Source organism: Pseudomonas sp. LB3P31 (assembly GCF_054897945.1).
This window is the reverse complement of sequence record NZ_CM142710.1, coordinates 1590550-1607278: the sequence shown is the minus strand read 5'-3', so window position 1 is coordinate 1607278 and position 16729 is coordinate 1590550. Positions and strand designations below refer to the sequence as shown.

The 16729-nt window shown below is 56.8% G+C and carries 16 protein-coding genes; 13 read left to right on the top strand and 3 right to left on the bottom strand.

Translation table 11 applies throughout. From position 1 onward, the window contains the following. The first annotated feature begins 176 nt into the window (after window positions 1-176). The 6 genes from serC (at window position 177) to rpsA (ending at window position 8218) form a co-directional block, all read left to right on the top strand. On the top strand, window positions 177-1262 hold the full coding sequence (gene serC, locus ACYZTK_RS07205) for a 3-phosphoserine/phosphohydroxythreonine transaminase (protein ID WP_462013798.1): 1086 nt from the start codon (window positions 177-179) through the stop codon (window positions 1260-1262). Continuing rightward, window positions 1262-2356, top strand: coding sequence for a prephenate dehydratase (pheA, locus tag ACYZTK_RS07200; protein WP_045060590.1), 1095 nt, complete (start codon window positions 1262-1264; stop codon window positions 2354-2356). The genes serC and pheA overlap by 1 nt, the downstream gene beginning before the upstream one ends. Window positions 2357-2369: 13 nt before the next feature. Further along, a complete protein-coding gene (gene hisC / locus ACYZTK_RS07195; RefSeq protein ID WP_462013797.1) occupies window positions 2370-3482 on the top strand; it encodes a histidinol-phosphate transaminase in 1113 nt (370 codons plus the stop codon). 28 nt (window positions 3483-3510) lie between these two features. Further along, window positions 3511-5718, top strand: a complete 2208-nt coding sequence (locus ACYZTK_RS07190) for a bifunctional prephenate dehydrogenase/3-phosphoshikimate 1-carboxyvinyltransferase (protein ID WP_462014871.1) — start codon at window positions 3511-3513, stop codon at window positions 5716-5718. Then, on the top strand, window positions 5715-6404 hold the full coding sequence (gene cmk / locus ACYZTK_RS07185) for a (d)CMP kinase (protein WP_045060592.1): 690 nt from the start codon (window positions 5715-5717) through the stop codon (window positions 6402-6404). Before ACYZTK_RS07190 ends, cmk begins: the two co-directional genes overlap by 4 nt. Before the next feature lie 119 nt (window positions 6405-6523). Continuing rightward, the gene (rpsA, locus tag ACYZTK_RS07180; protein ID WP_162436111.1) at window positions 6524-8218 is read left to right on the top strand and encodes a 30S ribosomal protein S1; all 1695 of its coding nucleotides are present in this window, start codon (window positions 6524-6526) and stop codon (window positions 8216-8218) included. 122 nt (window positions 8219-8340) lie between these two features. Here rpsA and tnpC read toward each other — a convergent pair whose 3' ends face one another. From tnpC to tnpA, 3 genes are read right to left on the bottom strand one after another with little or no spacing between them, the layout of a single operon-like run. Further along, window positions 8341-9897 (bottom strand): IS66 family transposase, encoded by a 1557-nt coding sequence (gene tnpC / locus ACYZTK_RS07175; protein ID WP_462013796.1) that lies wholly within the window; start codon window positions 9895-9897, stop codon window positions 8341-8343. Window positions 9898-9945: 48 nt separating this feature from the next. Next, window positions 9946-10281 (bottom strand): IS66 family insertion sequence element accessory protein TnpB, encoded by a 336-nt coding sequence (gene tnpB / locus ACYZTK_RS07170; protein WP_462013795.1) that lies wholly within the window; start codon window positions 10279-10281, stop codon window positions 9946-9948. Further along, a complete protein-coding gene (tnpA, locus tag ACYZTK_RS07165; RefSeq protein ID WP_462013794.1) occupies window positions 10278-10604 on the bottom strand; it encodes an IS66-like element accessory protein TnpA in 327 nt (108 codons plus the stop codon). The genes tnpB and tnpA overlap by 4 nt, the downstream gene beginning before the upstream one ends. Before the next feature lie 345 nt (window positions 10605-10949). Here tnpA and ACYZTK_RS07160 point away from each other — a divergent pair, with 345 nt between their 5' ends. The 7 genes from ACYZTK_RS07160 (at window position 10950) to ACYZTK_RS07130 (ending at window position 16464) form a co-directional block, all read left to right on the top strand. Continuing rightward, complete coding sequence (locus ACYZTK_RS07160) at window positions 10950-11228, top strand: hypothetical protein (protein ID WP_462013793.1); 279 nt, start codon at window positions 10950-10952, stop codon at window positions 11226-11228. Window positions 11229-11379: 151 nt separating this feature from the next. Next, a complete protein-coding gene (gene ihfB / locus ACYZTK_RS07155) occupies window positions 11380-11676 on the top strand; it encodes an integration host factor subunit beta (protein WP_407004131.1) in 297 nt (98 codons plus the stop codon). Window positions 11677-11703: 27 nt separating this feature from the next. Further along, window positions 11704-11940: a lipopolysaccharide assembly protein LapA domain-containing protein gene (locus ACYZTK_RS07150; RefSeq protein WP_462013792.1), complete on the top strand. Its 237-nt coding sequence runs from the start codon at window positions 11704-11706 to the stop codon at window positions 11938-11940. Between the two features lie 227 nt (window positions 11941-12167). After that, window positions 12168-13244: a dTDP-glucose 4,6-dehydratase gene (gene rfbB, locus ACYZTK_RS07145; protein WP_462013791.1), complete on the top strand. Its 1077-nt coding sequence runs from the start codon at window positions 12168-12170 to the stop codon at window positions 13242-13244. Then, on the top strand, window positions 13241-14134 hold the full coding sequence (rfbD, locus tag ACYZTK_RS07140; RefSeq protein WP_462013790.1) for a dTDP-4-dehydrorhamnose reductase: 894 nt from the start codon (window positions 13241-13243) through the stop codon (window positions 14132-14134). Before rfbB ends, rfbD begins: the two co-directional genes overlap by 4 nt. Next, entirely contained in the window at window positions 14131-15021 is an 891-nt protein-coding gene (gene rfbA, locus ACYZTK_RS07135; RefSeq protein WP_462013789.1) for a glucose-1-phosphate thymidylyltransferase RfbA, read from the top strand. Before rfbD ends, rfbA begins: the two co-directional genes overlap by 4 nt. 393 nt (window positions 15022-15414) lie before the next feature. Beyond that, on the top strand, window positions 15415-16464 hold the full coding sequence (locus ACYZTK_RS07130) for an LPS O-antigen chain length determinant protein WzzB (RefSeq protein ID WP_462013788.1): 1050 nt from the start codon (window positions 15415-15417) through the stop codon (window positions 16462-16464). Window positions 16465-16729: the final 265 nt, after the last annotated feature.

The window sequence follows — 16729 nt, the reverse complement described above, 5'->3', positions numbered from 1 at the left end:
GAATATGGAATGTAGGACCCTGTAGGAGCTGTCGAGTGAAACGAGGCTGCGATCTTTTGATCTTGCTTTGTAGGATCCAGGAAAAGATCGCAGCCTCGTTTCACTCGACAGCTCCTACAGGATTTCGAGTTTTCAGATTTATTGCGTGATACCACCAAATCAGAGCGAGATTGGATGTGAGCAAGAGAGCCTATAACTTCTGTGCCGGTCCTGCGGCGCTTCCTGAAGCTGTCCTGAAGCGCGCTCAGGGCGAACTCCTTGATTGGCACGGCAAAGGCCTGTCGGTCATGGAAATGAGCCATCGCAGCGATGAGTTCGTGTCCATTGCCACCAAGGCCGAGCAGGATCTGCGTGATCTGCTCAATATCCCGTCCAACTATAAAGTGCTGTTCCTGCAAGGTGGCGCCAGCCAGCAATTCGCGCAGATTCCGCTGAACCTGCTGCCGGAAAGCGGCACCGCCGACTATATCGACACCGGGATCTGGTCGCAGAAAGCCATTGAAGAAGCGTCGCGCTACGGCCACGTCAACGTCGCCGCCACCGCCAAGCCTTACGACTACTTCGCCATTCCCGGCCAGAACGAATGGCAGCTGTCCAAAGACGCCGCTTACGTGCACTACGCCCCGAACGAAACCATCGGTGGCCTGGAATTCCAGTGGATCCCGGAAACCGGTGACGTCCCGCTGGTGGCCGACATGTCCTCGGACATCCTGTCGCGCCCGATGGACGTCTCGCGCTTCGGCATGATCTACGCCGGCGCGCAGAAAAACATCGGCCCGAGCGGCATCGTCGTCAACATTGTTCGCGAAGACCTGCTGGGTCGCGCGCGTTCCCTGTGCCCGACCATGCTCGACTACAAGGTCGCGGCTGACAACGGCTCGATGTACAACACTCCGCCGACCCTGGCCTGGTATCTGTCCGGCCTGGTGTTCGAGTGGCTCAAAGAGCAGGGCGGCGTCGAAGCCATCGGCAAGCTCAATGAAGTGAAACAGCGCACGCTGTACGAATTCATCGACTCCAGCGGCCTGTACAGCAACCCGATCAACAAATCGGACCGCTCGTGGATGAACGTACCGTTCCGCCTGGCGGACGACCGTCTCGACAAGCCGTTCCTGGTCGGCGCCGAAGAACGTGGCCTGTTGAACCTCAAGGGTCACCGTTCCGTGGGCGGCATGCGCGCCTCCATCTATAACGCCGTCGACATCGTTGCGGTCAACGCACTGATTTCGTACATGGCAGAGTTCGAGAAGGAACATGGCTAATGTCTGAGCAAGAACTCAAGGCACTGCGCGTTCGCATTGACGCCCTGGACACCAAGGTCATGGAGCTGATCAGCGAGCGTGCTCGCTGCGCCCAGGAAGTTGCGCGGGTAAAGATGGCCTCGCTGGCCGAAGGCGAAGTGCCGGTGTTCTATCGTCCTGAGCGCGAAGCCCAGGTGCTCAAGCGCGTGATGGAGCGTAACCAGGGGCCGCTGGGCAACGAAGAGATGGCGCGGTTGTTCCGCGAAATCATGTCCTCGTGCCTGGCCCTCGAGCAGCCGCTGAAAGTGGCTTACCTCGGCCCTGAAGGCACCTTCACCCAGGCCGCAGCCATGAAGCACTTTGGTCACGCCGTGATCAGCAAGCCGATGGCGGCGATCGACGAAGTGTTCCGTGAAGTCGCGGCGGGTGCGGTGAATTTTGGCGTGGTCCCGGTGGAAAACTCTACCGAAGGCGCGGTCAACCACACCCTCGACAGCTTCCTCGAACACGACATGGTGATCTGTGGTGAAGTCGAGCTGCGCATCCACCACCACCTGCTGGTGGGTGAAAACACCAAGACCGACAGCATCAGCCGCATCTACTCCCACGCCCAGTCCCTGGCCCAGTGCCGCAAGTGGCTGGACGCGCATTACCCGAACGTCGAGCGCGTGGCGGTTTCCAGCAACGCCGAAGCGGCCAAGCGGGTCAAGGGTGAGTGGAACTCGGCGGCGATTGCCGGCGACATGGCGGCGGGCCTCTACGGGCTGACGCGCCTGGCGGAGAAAATCGAGGATCGTCCGGACAACTCCACGCGATTCCTGATGATCGGCAGCCAGGAAGTGCCACCGACCGGCGACGACAAGACTTCGATCATCGTGTCCATGAGCAACAAGCCTGGCGCGCTCCACGAGCTGCTGGTGCCTTTCCATGACAATGGCATCGACCTGACGCGAATCGAGACTCGGCCTTCGCGCAGCGGTAAATGGACCTACGTGTTCTTTATCGACTTCGTCGGCCATCACCGCGATCCATTGATCAAGGGTGTGCTGGAAAAGATCAGTCAGGAAGCCGTGGCACTCAAAGTGTTGGGCTCCTACCCGAAAGCAGTTCTCTAAGGGCGATAGCAAAATGAGTGGTGACTTCCTCGCTCTGGCACAGCCGGGCGTGCAACAACTTTCGCCTTATGTTCCGGGCAAACCCGTGGACGAACTGGCGCGCGAGCTGGACATCGATCCGGCCAGCATCGTCAAACTGGCGAGCAACGAAAACCCGCTGGGCGCAAGTCCCAAGGCCCTGGAAGCGATTCGCCAGGAACTGGCCGAGCTGACCCGTTATCCGGACGGCAACGGTTTTGCCCTCAAGACCCTGCTGGCCGAACAGTGCCGCGTCGAGCTTGACCAGGTGACATTGGGCAACGGTTCCAACGACATTCTGGAGCTGGTCGCGCGGGCTTATCTGGCGCCAGGCCTGAATGCCGTGTTCAGCGAGCACGCGTTTGCGGTCTATCCGATCGTGACCCAGGCAGTGGGCGCTGAAGCGCGAGTGATCCCGGCGAAGGAATGGGGTCACGACCTGACGGCCATGCTCGCGGCAATCGATGCCAGTACTCGGGTGATCTTCATCGCCAACCCGAACAATCCGACCGGCACCTGGTTCGGCGCCGAAGCGCTGGATGAATTTCTCCAGGATGTGCCCGAGCACGTGCTGGTAGTGCTGGACGAGGCTTACATCGAGTACGCCGAAGGCAGCGACCTGCCGGATGGCCTGGATTATCTGGCGGCCTACCCGAACCTGCTGGTCTCGCGCACCTTCTCCAAGGCTTATGGCCTGGCGGCGCTGCGTGTCGGCTACGGCCTGTCGACTGCGGTGGTGGCCGACGTGCTCAATCGCGTGCGCCAGCCGTTCAACGTCAACAGCCTGGCCCTTGCGGCCGCCTGTGCAGCGCTGCAGGACACTGACTACCTGTCTGAAAGCCGTCGCCTGAACGAAGCTGGCATGCAACAACTGCAAGCGGGCTTCCAGGCGTTGGGGCTGAGCTGGATTCCATCCAAGGGCAACTTCATCTGCGTTGACCTGGCACGCGTCGCCGCGCCGGTTTTTCAGGGCTTGCTGCGCGAAGGCGTGATCGTGCGCCCGGTGGCCAACTACGGCATGCCGAACCACTTGCGCATCACTATTGGTCTGCCTTCCGAGAACAGCCGCTTCCTTGAGGCGCTGACCAAGGTTCTGGCTCGTGGTTGATGTCACTGCACTGCAATCTGCTGCACCTATGATCGGGCGCCTGGTGGTAGTCGGCCTGGGGTTGATCGGTGGTTCGTTTGCCAAGGGTTTGCGTGAAAGTGGCCTGTGCCGCGAAGTGGTGGGGGTCGATCTCGACCCGCAGTCGCGCAAGCTGGCGGTAGAGCTGGGCGTGGTCGATCGCTGCGAGGAAGACCTGGCGGTTGCCTGCCAGGGTGCCGACGTGATCCAGCTCGCCGTGCCGATCCTGGCCATGGAGAAAATGCTCGCCCAATTGGCTGGCATGGAGCTGGGACAAGCGATCCTCACCGATGTTGGCAGCGCCAAGGGCAATGTGGTGCGTGCGGCGACCGCGGCGTTTGGCGGCATGCCGTCGCGTTTCGTGCCGGGCCATCCGATTGCCGGGTCCGAGCAGAGCGGGGTGGAAGCCTCGAATGCCGAGCTGTTCCGTCGGCATAAAGTGATCCTGACGCCGCTTGAGCAAACTGATCCGGCAGCCCTGGCAGTGGTCGATCGTCTGTGGCGCGAATTGGGCGCCGACGTCGAGCACATGCAGGTCGAACGTCACGACGAAGTCTTGGCGGCGACCAGCCACTTGCCGCACTTGCTGGCGTTCGGTTTGGTCGATTCGTTGGCCAAGCGCAATGAAAATCTTGAGATCTTCCGTTACGCTGCCGGCGGTTTCCGCGATTTCACGAGAATCGCGGGCAGCGACCCGGTCATGTGGCACGACATCTTCCTCGCCAACCGCGAAGCTGTCCTGCGTACACTCGATACATTTCGCAGCGACCTCGACGCCTTGCGCGACGCGGTCGATGCAGGGGATGGGCACCAACTGTTGGGCGTCTTCACTCGCGCCCGGGTTGCCCGCGAACATTTCAGTAAAATCCTGGCCCGCCGGGCTTATGTGGACGCTATGAACTCCAACGACCTGATTTTCCTGGCACAACCTGGTGGCCGCCTGACTGGGCGGATTCGAGTACCAGGCGACAAATCGATTTCCCACCGCTCGATCATGCTCGGCTCCCTTGCCGAAGGCGTCACCGAAGTGGAAGGTTTCCTCGAGGGCGAAGATGCCCTGGCGACCTTGCAAGCCTTCCGCGACATGGGTGTCGTGATCGAAGGTCCGCACCACGGTCGCGTGACCATTCACGGCGTTGGCCTGCATGGCTTGAAGCCTGCCCCGGGTCCGATCTACCTGGGCAACTCCGGTACCTCGATGCGCCTGTTGTCCGGCCTGCTGGCTGCCCAGGATTTCGACAGCACGCTGACCGGCGATGCTTCGCTGTCCAAGCGCCCGATGAACCGCGTGGCCAACCCGCTGCGCGAAATGGGCGCCGTGATCGAGACCGCCGCCGAAGGCCGTCCACCGATGGTCATTCGCGGTGGCAACAAGCTCAAAGGCCTGACCTACACCATGCCGATGGCCAGTGCCCAGGTTAAATCCTGCCTGCTGCTGGCCGGCCTGTACGCCGAAGGCAAAACCACCGTGACCGAGCCGGCACCGACTCGTGACCATACCGAGCGCATGCTGCGCGGCTTCGGCTACCCAGTGAGCGTTAACGGCGCGACCGCTTCGGTCGAGTCCGGGCATAAGCTGACTGCTACCCACATTGAAGTACCGGGCGATATCTCGTCCTCGGCGTTCTTCCTGGTGGCAGCATCGATCGCCGAAGGTTCGGAGCTGGTGCTGGAGCACGTCGGCATCAACCCGACCCGCACCGGCGTCATCGACATCCTGCGCCTGATGGGCGCGGACATCACTCTGGAAAACCAGCGTGAAGTCGGCGGCGAGCCCGTGGCTGACCTGCGCGTTCGAGCAGCTAAGCTCAAAGGTATCGAGATTCCAGAAGAGCTGGTTCCGCTGGCGATCGATGAATTCCCGGTATTGTTCGTCGCCGCTGCCTGCGCCGAGGGTCGTACCATCCTGCGTGGCGCGGAAGAGCTGCGGGTCAAGGAATCGGACCGCATCCAGGTCATGGCCGATGGCCTGCTGGCACTGGGCGTCAAATGCGAGCCGACCCCGGACGGCATCATCATCGACGGCGGCCTGATCGGCGGCGGCGAAGTGCACGGTCACGGTGATCACCGGATTGCCATGGCGTTCAGCGTTGCGTCATTGCGCGCCACGGCGCCGATCCGCATCCATGATTGCGCGAACGTCGCTACCTCGTTCCCCAACTTCCTCGCGCTGTGCGCGCAGGTCGGCATCCGCGTAGCGCAAGAGGCTCAGTCGTGAACATCAAGCCACCGGTCATCACCATCGACGGCCCGAGCGGGTCGGGCAAGGGCACCATCGCCGGGATCCTGGCCAAACGCCTGGGCTGGTGCCTGCTGGATTCCGGTGCGCTGTACCGCCTGCTGGCATTTGCCGCGCGCAACCATGGTGTCGACCTGACCAATGAAGAGTCGCTGAAGCTGCTGGCCGCTCATCTGGACGTGCAGTTCGTCGGCGCGACAGAAGGTCATCCGCAACGCATCATCCTCGAAGGCGATGACGTGACCGATGATCTGCGCAACGAACAAGTCGGCGCCTGGGCCTCGCAAGTGGCCGCCCTGCCGGCCGTGCGCGACGCTTTGCTGCAGCGCCAGCGGGCGTTTCAGGAGGCACCGGGGCTGGTAGCCGATGGCCGCGATATGGGTACGGTAGTTTTTCCGGACGCACCCTTGAAGATTTTTCTCACCGCCAGTGCCGAGGAGCGTGCGCGCCGTCGTTACTTGCAGTTGAAGGGAAAAGTCGATGGTGTTAGTCTGTCGAGTCTGCTAGATGAGATACGTGTCCGCGACGAGCGTGACACCCAGCGAGCGGTGGCCCCGCTCAAGCCGGCGGCTGACGCCATACAGCTGGATTCCACGGAATTATCCATCGATCAGGTGTTGCAACGCATCATGAGCGAGATCGCAATCCGCGATATCGCCGGGTGACCAAGAAGCGCTTCAGGGGACCAGTCTTAGTCTTGCGGCGCTTCTTTAATTGAACGTAACCCACGTCGTCTGGGATGTGGAGATGGGCGTATTCTTCGCCCTTATACTCAGGAATTAAAATGAGCGAAAGCTTTGCGGAACTCTTTGAAGAAAGCCTAAAAACCCTGAACCTTCAGGCAGGCTCCATCATCACCGGTGTTATCGTTGATATCGATTACCAAGCTCGCTGGGTAACCGTTCACGCTGGCCTGAAGTCTGAAGCACTCATCCCGCTTGAGCAGTTCTACAACGACGCTGGCGATCTGACTATCAATGTCGGTGACGAAGTTCACGTTGCTCTGGACTCGGTAGAAGACGGTTTCGGTGAAACCAAGCTGTCCCGTGAAAAAGCCAAGCGCGCTGAGTGCTGGATCGTTCTGGAAGCAGCCTTCGCAGCTGAGGAAGTGGTCAAGGGCGTTATCAACGGTAAGGTTAAAGGCGGCTTCACTGTCGACGTTAACGGCATCCGTGCGTTCCTGCCAGGTTCCCTGGTTGACGTCCGTCCTGTGCGCGATACCACGCACCTGGAAGGCAAAGAGCTGGAATTCAAGGTCATCAAGCTTGACCAGAAACGCAACAACGTTGTCGTTTCCCGTCGTAGCGTCCTCGAAGCCGAGAACTCCGCTGAGCGTGAAGCTCTGCTGGAATCCCTGCAGGAAGGCCAACAAGTCAAAGGTATCGTCAAGAACCTCACCGATTACGGCGCATTCGTCGATCTGGGTGGCGTCGATGGCCTGCTGCACATTACCGACATGGCTTGGAAACGTATCAAGCATCCTTCCGAAATCGTCAACGTTGGCGACGAGATCGATGTCAAGGTTCTGAAATACGATCGCGAACGCAACCGTGTTTCCCTGGGCCTGAAGCAACTGGGCGAAGATCCATGGGTTGCTATCAAAGCCCGTTACCCAGAAAGCACTCGCGTTACCGCTCGTGTAACCAACCTGACCGACTACGGCTGCTTCGCTGAGCTGGAAGAAGGCGTTGAAGGCCTGGTACACGTTTCCGAAATGGACTGGACCAACAAGAACATCCACCCTTCGAAAGTCGTACAAGTCGGCGACGAAGTGGAAGTTATGGTTCTGGACATCGACGAAGAGCGTCGTCGTATCTCCCTCGGCATCAAGCAGTGCAAATCTAACCCATGGGAAGATTTCTCTGGCCAGTTCAACAAGGGCGATAAAATTTCCGGCACCATCAAGTCGATCACCGATTTCGGTATCTTCATTGGTCTGGACGGCGGCATCGACGGCCTGGTTCACCTGTCCGACATCTCCTGGAACGAAGTGGGCGAAGAAGCCGTTCGCCGCTTCAAGAAGGGCGACGAGCTGGACACCGTTATCCTGTCGGTTGACCCAGAGCGCGAGCGCATCTCCCTGGGCATCAAGCAACTGGAAAGCGATCCGTTCTCCGAGTACGTTCAAGAGAACGACAAAGGCGCAATCGTTAAAGGCATCGTGAAAGAAGTTGACGCTAAAGGCGCCATCATCACTCTGGCCGACGATATCGAAGCGACTCTGAAAGCCTCCGAAATCAGCCGTGACCGCGTTGAAGACGCGCGTAACGTTCTGAAAGAAGGCCAGGAAGTAGAAGCCAAGATCATCAGCGTTGACCGCAAGAGCCGCGTAATCCAGCTCTCCATCAAGTCGAAAGACGATGCTGAAGAGAAAGAAGCAATCCAAAGCCTGCGCGACAAGCCAGCGACTTCGGAACCTGCTGCTGGTCCTACCACTCTGGGCGACCTGTTGCGTGCACAAATGGAAAAACAGAACTAAGTTCTGTCCTACCATAGAAAAAGGGCGACTTCGGTCGCCCTTTTTTGTGCCTGCGATTTGGTGAGGCGCGCGATCCCCAGAACATCCCCGACCCCTGTCAATCCTCTGTAAGCGAACGGGCATCACACCTTACAAACCGGTTCCCAGTTATGCAGCAGTAGCTCGGCAATCGCGCTCATCTTCTGTGTCGGCAACCGCTCCAGCACATCCTTCAGATATTCATACGGATCATGCTCATTAAGCTTGGCCGACTGAATCAAACTCATCAGCGCAGCCGCGCGCTTGCCGCTGCGCAGCGAGCCGGCAAACAGCCAGTTTTTGCGACCGAGCGCCCACGGGCGTATCTGGTTTTCGCACCAGTTATTGTCGATGGGCACGTCCCCATCATCGAGGTAGCGCGTCAGCGCCGCCCAGCGTTTGAGGCTGTAATCCAACGCTTTGGCGATGGCTGAGCCGATAGGTACCAGCTGGCGTTTTTCGCTCATCCAGGCATGTAACGCATCCGCGATGGGCGCTGCTGTTTGCTGGCGTATTCGCTGGCGTTCAACCGCCTCCAACCCCTGCACCTCGCGCTCGATGTCATATAGTTGTGCGAAGTAGTGCAGCGATTCCTCGGCGATCTGGCTTTTGTGCGTTGCGTGCAAGTCATAAAACTTGCGGCGTGCGTGAGCCATGCAGCCCAGCTCGGTCACACCGCCTTCAAAACTGGCCTTGTAACCGCCGAAATCATCACACACCAACTTGCCTTTCCAGTCCTGCAAGAAGGCACGAGCGTGTTCGCCAGCGCGGCTGGGACTGAAGTCGTACACCACGGCGCTAATGTCGGCGAACGAGGTGGTCGCGTAGGCCCAGACGTAAGCGCGGTGGGTTTTTTTAGCGCCTGGCGCGAGCATTTGTACCGGCGTTTCGTCGGCGTGCACGACGTTGTGATCCAGCAGTACTTCACGCAGGGCATCAACCAGTGGCTGCAGTTGCACGCCGCAGGCGCCGACCCAGCTGGCCAGGGTTGAGCGCGGGATAGCGAGCCCGGCACGGGCGAAGATTTTTTCCTGGCGATACAGCGGCAAATGATCGGCATACTTGGCGATCATCACTTGGGCCAACAGCCCGGCAGTCGGGATGCCTTTGTCGATGACGTGAGCCGGAACGGGTGCCTGGATCAAGGTTTCGCACTGGTTGCAGACCCATTTCCCGCGGACATGGCGTTCGACGGTGAATACGCCGGGCGTGTAATCGAGCTTTTCGCTGACGTCTTCGCCGATGCGCTTGAGGGCGCAACCGCATGGGCATTGAGTGTTTTCGGGTTCGTGATGGATCAGCGTGCGCGGAAATTCGGCAGGCAAGGCGGCGCGCTTGGGTGGCTGACGCTTGGGTGCAGGCTCAGCTTCGGGTGTCAGCGTTTCAAGCTCGGTCTCGATGGCGGCCAGATCGGTTTCCAGCAAATCATCCAGCAAACTGGCCTGAGCCGGACTGAACGACTCGGCACGCTTGGCGAACCGGTGGCGTTTGAGTAAGGCGATTTCGTGAGTGAGCTGCTGGTTGCGGGTTTTGTGGTGCAGCAGCGCTTTATCGAGTGTTTCAACCTGCTTATCCAGATGCTCGACGCGCTGGAACAACTGCGCAGCCAGGCTGCGCAGTTGTTCGGGGTTAAGTTGAGCAAGAGAATTGGCAGAAATCATGGGCTGATTCTGACCAAAATACTGTTGAGTGTATGTCAGGCATTTCCTTTAAATCATTCGGATTGCTCCGTCAGACCCGAGCCGCTGCCAAGGCAAACCGATCACCAACGCCTGCAGCTGCTCGGAATTGAGCTCCAGCTGCGAACCGTGCCGAGTGCCAGGCCAGACAAATCGGCCCTGGTGCAGGCGGCGTGCCGCCAGCCAAATGCCCTGACCGTCGTGCACCAGCACTTTCATGCGGTTGCCGCGCCGATTGGCAAACAGATACGCGCAGTGCGGCTGCGCCGCACCAAACACCGCCACGACGCGGGCCAGCGCTGTATCAGTGCCGGCGCGCATGTCCATGGGCTCGGTGGCCAACCAGATTGAATCGACGCGGATCATTGCAGCAGATCTCGCAGAAAAGCAGAGCATGCCGCTGCGTTTTCTGCCGGCCAACTGACAACAACTGAGCCTTTTGTATGAGGTATTTCGATCCTGATCATGGCAGGAAGGACTTGAGGTGCCGATGGCGATGCTCTGACCGGGATGAACGCGGTTTGCAGCGCCAGAGATTTTTGCGTCTGCACGCGAATCCATTTATGGACGAGGTTGGCATTGAGGTTGTGGGTCAACGCGACATTGGCAATTGAGTTGTCGGGCTGGGCGCACTCGGCAATGACTTGGGTCTTGAAGGATTTGGAATAGGAACGGCGTTGTTGTGGCATGGGCGTCCGCTTAAAAAGGCTAAAGATGGTGTCCACTTAAATTTAGGTGGACACCATCGCCTTAAGCGACGGCGTCAGAAAGGTGTGTTGGCCGGACGGTTACAATCCTCTTTCGATCTAATCCTATTCTCCGAAATCTCCCCGATCCCCCGTAGGAGCTGCCGAAGGTTCGGGCCGCGTTCGGACGATCTTTTGATCTTAACCGTCCTTGGCGTAACTGCGGCTGAACCAACACTATCCCCAAATTGTCTCTTTCTTTAACAGGATCAATCGCTTATTTGCAGCTACTCTGAAGCACAAGGCGCAAGCGCCCTCCGGTAGGGTGCCTGACTAAAAAGGAAGTGCATGAACAAGCTCATGGTCGCCATAGCAGTACTGGCACTGGCAGGCTGCACCACCAGCGCCAAGACCCACGCAGTACGGGGAGTCAGCGGTATCGAGATTGACTGCTCCGGCCTGGGTTCCGGCTGGGAAAAATGCCGCAAGCGCGCCGACAAGGAATGCAAAGCTTCAGGCTACAAGGTAATCGTAAGGTCCGATGACGCCAAAGACGAGGACGAATACCCATTCGGCTTCAACCCGGCAGGCTACCTGACACGCACCATGCTGGTGATCTGCAGGTAACCGACCAGAGCTCCAGTCAGCTGTAGATGCCCGGAAACAGGGCGACTCCAAGCCGGTAAAGATATGTCAAACCTTGGACTGTTCAAATAGCTCCGAGCATGCTAAAACCTTTGAAGCGCTGATCTAGCTGCTTGAAAAAGAAGGGAAAAATATGACGAAGTCGGAGTTGATCGAACGAATTGTCACCCATCAAGGGCTGCTCTCATCCAAGGATGTGGAGCTGGCCATCAAGACCATGCTTGAACAAATGTCCCAATGCCTGGCTACCGGGGATCGTATTGAAATCCGGGGTTTTGGTAGCTTCTCTCTGCATTACCGTGCGCCAAGGGTAGGGCGCAATCCGAAGACCGGGCAGTCGGTTAGCCTGGATGGCAAGTTCGTTCCGCATTTCAAGCCGGGGAAGGAGCTGCGGGATCGGGTTAATGAGGATGAGGAGGAGGGGGGTTGACGGTCTTTGATTTTCAAGGAGTTGCTGATGCGTAACTTGAAGCGAGTGGTTCTGGCAGTATTTTGCCTGTTGCTGGTTCTGGCAATTCTCGCGTTCGTGCTGGAGAATCAGCAATCTGTTTCCTTGTTGTTCCTAGGCTGGTCAGGTCCGCAATTGCCCGTTTCACTGGCGATGCTTTCTGCCCTCCTGCTGGGAATGTTGATCGGCCCCTTCCTGGGTTGGTTCATCAAGCGAAAATCCATACGTGCCAAATATCCTGGTTAGCACGTCTCGTGTCGAAATATGTGTTTTCCTTTAGCCACTGCTTGTCTACATCCATTAGTAAAAACGTCATTAAGCTGTAAAATGCTTCGCTTGTCCGAAAGCGGCTGGTTCCGAGGTCGGGCGGACTGACTCTGCAAGTAGCCTCGGGTCATTGCCGGCTTTTGCATTCATGGATTAGACAGTGCTCGGTTGGCGGCCCTGTCAGTAACTCAAGGGTATGTTTTCGCGTGAAAATTCTAGTAACCGGCGGCGCCGGATTCATTGGTTCGGCGGTAATCCGTCATATCATCTCCAACACTTCCGATTCTGTCGTGAATGTGGATAAGCTCACTTATGCGGGCAACCTTGAATCCTTGGCAGGGGTCAGCCAAGACTCCCGGTATGTGTTTGAGCGCGTTGATATCTGCGACCGTGAAGAAGTCGACCGGGTTTTGCGCGAGCACCAGCCGGACGCCATCATGCACCTGGCCGCAGAATCTCACGTCGATCGTTCCATCTCCGGTCCGTCTGAATTCATCCAGACCAATATCATCGGCACGTATACCTTGCTGGAAGCCGCGCGGCACTACTGGATGTCGCTAGAAGACACGCGTAAAGCCAGTTTCCGGTTCCATCATATTTCGACAGATGAGGTATATGGAGACCTGGAAGGCCCCGAAGATCTCTTTACCGAGACGACGCCCTACCAGCCAAGCTCGCCGTACTCCGCCAGCAAGGCCAGCTCCGATCACCTGGTCCGTGCATGGGCGCGCACCTACGGTTTGCCAACACTGGTGACCAATTGCTCGAACAATTACGGCCCTTGCCACTTCCCTGAGAAGTTGATCCCGCTGATCATCCTCAATGCGCTGGAAGGCAAACCGCTGCCTGTGTACGGTAAAGGTAACCAGGTCCGTGACTGGCTATACGTCGAGGATCACGCGCGCGCACTGTACAAAGTCGTCACCGAAGGTGTGATTGGCGAGACGTACAACATTGGCGGGCATAACGAAAAGCAGAATATCGAAGTGGTGCACACCTTGTGCGCATTGCTTGATGAACTGCGTCCTGACTCCGCACATCGTCCCCACGCCAGCCTGATCACCTACGTCCAGGATCGGCCTGGCCATGACCAGCGCTATGCAATCGATGCCAGCAAAATCCAGCGCGAGCTGGGCTGGACTCCGGAAGAAACCTTTGAAACCGGCATCCGCAAGACGGTCGAATGGTACCTGGGCAATACCGAATGGGTAGAGCACGTTAAAAGCGGAAGCTACCAGCAGTGGATCGACCAGAACTACACGGACCGCTCGAGCAAAGCATGAAGATCCTTCTTTTGGGCAAAAATGGCCAAGTCGGATGGGAGTTACAACGCTCCCTCGCTCCACTGGGTGAGCTGATCGCACTGGATCGCCAAACGCATGATGGTTTGTCGGGAGACCTGTCTCATCTCGACGCATTGCGCGCGACTATTCGGCAGGTCAAACCTGACTTCATCGTCAATGCGGCCGCGTACACCGCCGTGGACAAGGCAGAGACCGAAACCGAATTGGCGGACACAGTGAATGGTCTCGCGACCCGGGTCATGGCTGAAGAAGCCGCGGCCATGGGCGCCTGGCTTATTCACTATTCCACGGATTACGTCTTTAACGGGGACGGCTCAACTCCCTGGCTGGAAACAGATGCTGTCGCTCCCGTGAATCATTACGGATCCAGCAAGTTGTCGGGAGAGCAGGCGATCACAGCTTCCGGATGCAAGCACCTGATTTTCCGTACCAGCTGGGTCTACGGCGCTCGCGGAAACAACTTCGCCAAGACTATGCTGCGTTTGGCTAAAGATCGCGAGACGCTGAATGTAATCGCGGACCAGATCGGCGCACCCACGGGTGCCGATTTGATTGCAGATGTGACGGCGTTGGCTATTCAGAAGGTTGTTCAGCGCCCTGAGCTGTCAGGCCTTTATCATTTGGCCGCTGCTGGTGAAGTGTCATGGCACGGCTACGCACGTTATGTGATCGATTTCGCGAAAGCCAATGAGCAGGAGCTTGTTGTCAAGTCGGTGGGTCCTATCGACACGATCGCCTACCCAACACGCGCGCGTCGGCCTTTGAATTCACGACTGAACACTCAGAAGCTGCGTGATAATTTTTCTCTACACTTGCCGGATTGGCAAAGTGGTGTAACTCGAATGCTTAGGGAAGTTCTGAACAAATGACCACGATAAATCGTAAAGGCATCATCCTCGCTGGCGGCTCGGGAACCCGATTGCACCCCCTGACGCTTGGTGTTTCCAAGCAGATGTTGCCAATCTACGACAAGCCGATGATTTTCTATCCATTGTCGGTGCTGATGCTTGCAGGGATGCGGGAAATCTTGATCATTTCAACGCCTGAAGATTTGCCCTGCTTTCGTAAGTTACTGGGTGATGGCAGCCAGTATGGCGTTCAGTTGACCTACGCTGAACAGCCTAGCCCGGACGGGTTGGCACAAGCGTTCATTATCGGTGAAGAGTTCATCGGCAAAGACCCTTGCTGCTTGATCCTCGGCGATAATATTTTTTATGGTCAGCATTTCTCGGACAATCTTCGTTCGGCCAGTACCCAGCAAGTCGGCGCGACTGTATTCGGTTATCACGTGTCGGATCCGGAGCGTTTTGGGGTGGTGGAGTTTGACGCTTCAGGCAAAGCCCTCAGCATCGAAGAGAAGCCGCTCAAGCCAAAATCCAAATATGCGGTAACAGGCTTGTATTTCTACGACAACGATGTCGTTGAAATCGCCAAGAACATTAAGCCCTCCGAGCGTGGTGAGCTGGAAATCACTGACGTCAACCGTGCTTATCTCGAACGCAAGACACTTAAGGTTGAAATGCTCGGTCGTGGCTTCGCCTGGCTGGATACCGGCACCCATGACTCCTTGCTGGAGGCCAGTCACTTTGTGCATACCATTGAGCAGCGGCAGGGGCTGAAAGTGGCTTGTCTGGAAGAAATTGCTTACAACAGTGGGTGGATCACTTCGGCGCAGCTGGGCGTTCAAGCAGAGGCGCTGAAAAAGACCGGCTATGGCCAGTACTTACAGAAGCTGCTGGATTCGCCTTCTCGATAACTCGAGCGCATAAATTTTCTATGCGTTCGATTGTAGGGGGCATGGCTGGATGTTCTCGAAGGGGAACTTGAAAGATTAAAACAATATTTTGTTTGCGAGTTTCAACCAGCCTTGTCCTCGACAAGCCATCACTTCAGGTAGCGAGCTATGTTGGTGCTGACGATGATGGTCGGCCCAGCTTAGTCCGCTCCAGGTTACCGGTTTGAAGATTCAGCTAGGTGTAGAGTTAAGTGGCGAATAGTGGGCTTCCAAAAGTGACTTTTCACACCCTGCTAATGGCTTGTAGCCTGGCGGAACATTCGGCAGTCGTTGCGATGAAGTGTATGGGTAGAATGCTGAGAGATAGAAGTTCGCGTCTAGTCCACTATGAAAATAAAATAGGTTAAGTTTGGTATGACTAATACTCACGAATCGACGCAACGTACGAATGAGCTTGATCTTTTTGATCTGGTTGCGGCGTTATGGGCTCAAAAAGCCTTGATCATCGGCTTTGCGCTGATCGGTGCCGTTGCAGCAGGCACGTTTGCTTTTTTGACCAAACCGGTTTATGAAGCGCGCGGTTATCTGCTGCCACCTACCGCGAATGGTATCGCGAATTTTAACTATGGCCGAACAATCGGGGCAGAGCTAGTACCTTATTCGATTAAAGATGTGTACGAGGTATTCGTTCGTAACCTGCAGAGCGAGGCGCTACGACGAAGCTTTTTCTACGAAGTTTATTTGCCCTCGCTGCCGGAGGCTGAGCGTGCCGGATCGCAAGACCTGCTTTATGCCGAGTTTTCAAAAACGTTCACCGTTGCGCTTCCGAGCAAAGAACAACCAGATCGGTATTCGGTCACCGTTCAGGGCGAAGATCCCGCTTTAGTAACCGGTTGGGTCAGCGATTTTTCAGCTCGGGCAGGTGCCGCTGCAAAAATGGAAATGATCAGCAACGTTACCCGCGAAGCGGAAGTCCGAGCACGTAATCTTGGTCAGCAGATCGCCACTTTGCAGGAGACCGAAGGTCGAATCCGACAGGATTCCATCAGCCGATTGCGCGAAGCGTTAACAATTGCTGAGGCCATTGGTTTGCAAAATCCGCCCATCATCTCTGGTGATCTATCTGCTGAAGTTTCTGCTGGGATGGATGGTAAATTGACTTACATGCGTGGCAGCAAAGCGTTGAGGGCAGAAATTGAAAATCTGGAAACACGCAAGTCGGATGATCCATTCATCGGAAACTTGAGATCACTGCAAATCAAAAAAAGCTTTTATGAGGATTTGAAGGTAAGTCCTGATGCTGTTTCTGTGTACCGCCAGGATGGCCCTATTGAACGCCCGGATAGCCCGATAAAACCGAAAAAGAAGTACATCATCTTGCTAGGTGTTGTCTTGGGTGGTGCACTAGGGTTGATGGTAGCGTTGGTTCGCAATTTCATGCTTGTTCGCAGGGGGCGGGTTTAACTCTGCTGAGTTCATCCGGGTATAACGCAACGAAATTCGTGGCAGTTGGAGTGATGGAGGGGATGAGTATCATGTCGCCGAAGTCACTCCACTCGGGGTTCGAAAAGGACTGTTGCCTGAAGCATTGAGAGGCACTCAGCGCGTTAACGGTAGATCTTTAGGCGGTGGGGTGTTACGAGAAATATAAGCCCGTTTCAAGTTACTGGTAATCACAGCACAAAATTTAATATGCATGATGTTCTATCCATATTGCCGTGTGTAGATA